1 protein-coding gene is annotated in these 3,967 nt (G+C 37.6%); it reads right to left on the reverse strand.

Annotated elements, in window-relative coordinates; translation table 11 throughout:
• The coding region (locus AC1DVP_RS21145; protein WP_477185448.1) for a hypothetical protein at window positions 1-3,967 on the reverse strand (3,967 nt) is incomplete at both ends.

Raw genomic sequence — 3,967 nt, forward strand, 5'->3', positions numbered from 1 at the left:
TTGTGTGCAGGAGCTAGAACTGGTGAAGTAACTACCGTGTAATTACCCGTTGAGCTGAAGCCTGTTACTGTAAACGATGCCGAACCATTGTTATCCGTACCGTTTGATCCATTACAGGAAACATTAGATGCAACTGATCCAACTATGGCAATTGGAGTCACCGCTTTCACTGTGTATAATTCCTGGTACGTACAGCCGTTGGCATCCGCTACCTCAAACGTGTAATCCCCAGGGTTTAAGCCCGTGAAACTGCCCAATGCATTAGATGTACCTGAAGTAATATTTTGATACGTAAATGGACTAACTCCATTGATAACGTTATTTATTGTTACTGTACTTGTTTGGCTAGCAACTGGTAAACAATATACAGGCGTCCCAATAATATCCATTTGAGTAGGCGGATTCAATATATTAATTGTTTTTGAATCACTAGCCACACAAGCGTTTGCATCTCTTACATAACCAATTACAGTTACAGGAGAATAGCTTTCGTAAATATTTTGACTAGAGTAATTAACTCCGTCAAAACTATATTCATAAGTACCTGTACCACCGCTTCCTGTAACCGTAACTACAGCTTTTTGTGGTACATTTCCTGTACCGCAAGTTAATTTCGTAGTAATAACAGCTGTTGCAACTAATGGCGTTGCTGGAGCGACTGTAACAGTATTCTTAGATAATGAACAGCCTCTTCCTGAATTTACTTTTACAGTATAAGTTCCTGCCAATAATCCTGTAAATATATTAGAAGACTGAGCTACACGAGTTATAGGTGCAGTAATTTCATAAGTGTAATTTAGATTGTTATTAGCAGCATCTAAAACAACTGTAATGCTTCCACTCGCTTCTCCAACACACAACGCTGGTGTTGTTGTAGTGGTAAAAGTAACTGGTGTTGGAACACTCAAAGTAACTGAAGCAGTCGTACTGCAATTAGCAGGTGTAGCTGTATCAGTCATTGTAACAGTATATGTTCCTGCAGGTAATTTTGAAATTACATTTGCTACTATAGTTACACCTGCTGGCATTGGTGCTATTGTGTACGTGTAAGCTCCTGTACCACCATTACCTGACATGGTAATTACACCATCATTATCAGCACAAGTTGGTAAAGATGTAATTGCAGGAGTAGCCACTAATGGTGCATCAATAGTAATTGTCTTAGAATCAATACAGCCATTGCCATCTTTAATTTTAATAGTATGTGAACCAGAGTTTAATCCCGTAACAGTATATGGCAATCCTACAATACTTGTAAATAGACTATTGTCAACGCTAATAGAATAAGCGCCAACTCCTGCAGTAGTTTGAGTAACATCGATACCGAAAGTTCCTTCAGCAACACATTTATTAACTACTGATAAGGCAATTACTGGTGTAGGATCTTTAGTGATTGTTGTATTCAATGGAACTGTACATCCATTAGCATCTTTAACTAAAATATTCCAATTCGTTCCTAAACTGTAATTTAAAGTCAATACATTACCCGATGCGAAAGAACTTGGAACTGCTGGTACAACATCATAGGCATATGTATATGGTCCAGTACCTCCAGTAGTTGTTAAGGTCACTAAAGCACCTGAATTACAATTAGCATTTACTGTTGATGTAATATTTGAAATAAGTGCTTGAGCTGGTTGTGTAATAGTAAATACAAAAGCTGTAGAACATTGTGTTCCTCCAAACTCAGTAGCTTTTAAAACATAATTACCTGCTTGTAATGTCGTAATGTTACCAGATACGGGTCCTCCAAGCGGACCAGTTAAGGTTCCTGTTATTGGTGTAGACAACGGTAAAAGTGTAAGCGCATTTAGGATTTCGTAATTAATTTTGGTAATTGTTGGATCAAAATTTTGTACAGTAAATGCTAATTTACCATTAGAAGAACCATTACAAGTAACATTTGTAGTTGTAGTACCAGTAACATTAATACTTGATGGTGGATTAGGCGTTTTAAATTCTAAAATCGAAATACAATTAAAAACATCTTTAACTTGTAAGAAATATGTAACTCCATGGAAAAGACCAACAAATGTATAACTTGCACTAGCCATTGGAGCAGTCTCTGTAAGCGGTTGACCAAAAATTGAATATCTATATGGCCCAGTTCCTCCAGAAGTTGTCACTGTTACATTAACACCTGTAGCACAATTATTAGAATCTACTGTAGCTGTCATTGTTAAATAAGGAGGCGTTTCAATTCTAAGTTTAGCACTTTTATATTCACAACCTTTAGCATCAACTATCGTAATATAATAGTCCCCAAAATTTAAACCAGTAAAACTATGAACTGGAGTTATAGCAGATGAGCTTTCAGTAAACGTTGCGATTTGGGTAAATGCATTGTCATATAATTTATACACATAAGGTGCTGTCCCTCCAGAAACCACATTTACATCAAAACTACCTGGTGTATTCGTATTACATTGAATAGCATTTCTAACAATATTAGCAACAATTGGTGCAGGATTTACTAATATAACTGATCCTATTGCATCACAACCTTTATTATCTCTAACAATATAATTAAATGTATTTGCCAATAAACCTCCAAACACATTGGAACTAACAAATGTTACTCCATTATCAATACTATATGTAAATGGAGATACGCCAGCAGTTGCCGTCAATTTAATTGAACCATCAGAAAAACCGTTACAACTTGGATCCACTTTTGCGGAAGATGCTGTAACTGTTGTCGGAGAATTGGTTGTAACTACATTAGTCAATGTACTACAAGGTACACCATTAGCATCTGTAATTTCAAATTGATAAGTACTGCCTGTAAGCAAAGCAACTGGATAAGCAAATGAAGTTCCTGCAAAAGGAATTGGAGCACCTGCAAAAGCACCGACACCAATTTTAACTCTATATCCAAAAGGTAACTTCCCGCCAAGTACATCAACCTTAATACTTGCCTCTTGTGGAGTTGAACAAGTAATGTCTTTTGTTATTAATGCAGAAGCAGTTAATGCTTGGTTAACCGTAACAGAAGTTGTATCCGTACAGCCATTTTTATCAGTTACAGTAACTGTATAAGTTCCTGGCGCAACAGTAAATGTATCAGCAGGGCTTGGCGCAAGACCAGTGTTAATTGTATAAGTATAAGGTGCYACTCCTAAAGTTGCAGATGCAATAATTTGGAATGTGCTTCCTGATGCAGAACATTGATTATTTACCAAAGCTGTAACTGTCGGTTTAGGATCAGTTACAATATGTACATCTAGCTGCGCTGCAATCGTACATCCTTTCGCATCCATAACCCAAACATCCCAGTCCGCTCCTACTGTAGGATCTAAATTGGCAATATTTGAAGTTACATAATCCGAAGCAGTTGGAGCAAATCCATTTTGCACGAAAGCATATTTATAATTTGGCGTACCACCTGCGGCATTAATAGTTACAACAGCATATGGTACTTTACAATTAGCATTTACATTGCTGGTCACACTGGCTGAAACAACAGATGCAGGCTCTGTAATAGTTATTGATGTTGAAGCAGTACAATTAGTAGTTTCGTCTGTAAAGACAACATTATAAATGCCTTTAGCCAAATTAGACAATGTAAATGTAGACACGCTTTGACCTGTAACCGGTAAACCAGCATTTACAGTATAACTGTAAGTAGAAGCAAATCCGCTTACATTATACCCTATCGAACCTGTAGTCCCTCCAAAACAAGCTACATCAGAAAGTTTAGATGCAGTTGCAACAATCGGTGCTACTGGAGCTATTTGTTTTGCTTCCTGCTTAGTACAGCCGTTAGCATCTTTTACTTCAAATACATAATTACCGGCTGTAAGTCCTGTAAAGATACCGCTTGATGCGCCTGATGTATTTGTTACCGGTCCTGAAACTATCGTGTAGCTAACCGGAGCAACTCCGCCTGCTGTAGTCAGGGTAATGCTTGTTGCTGTCGTATTACACGTAATCGGCGTAAGGCCTGAGAAAGTAATCCCCGTAGGAG

Source organism: Flavobacterium sp. P3_A6 (genome assembly GCF_056403035.1).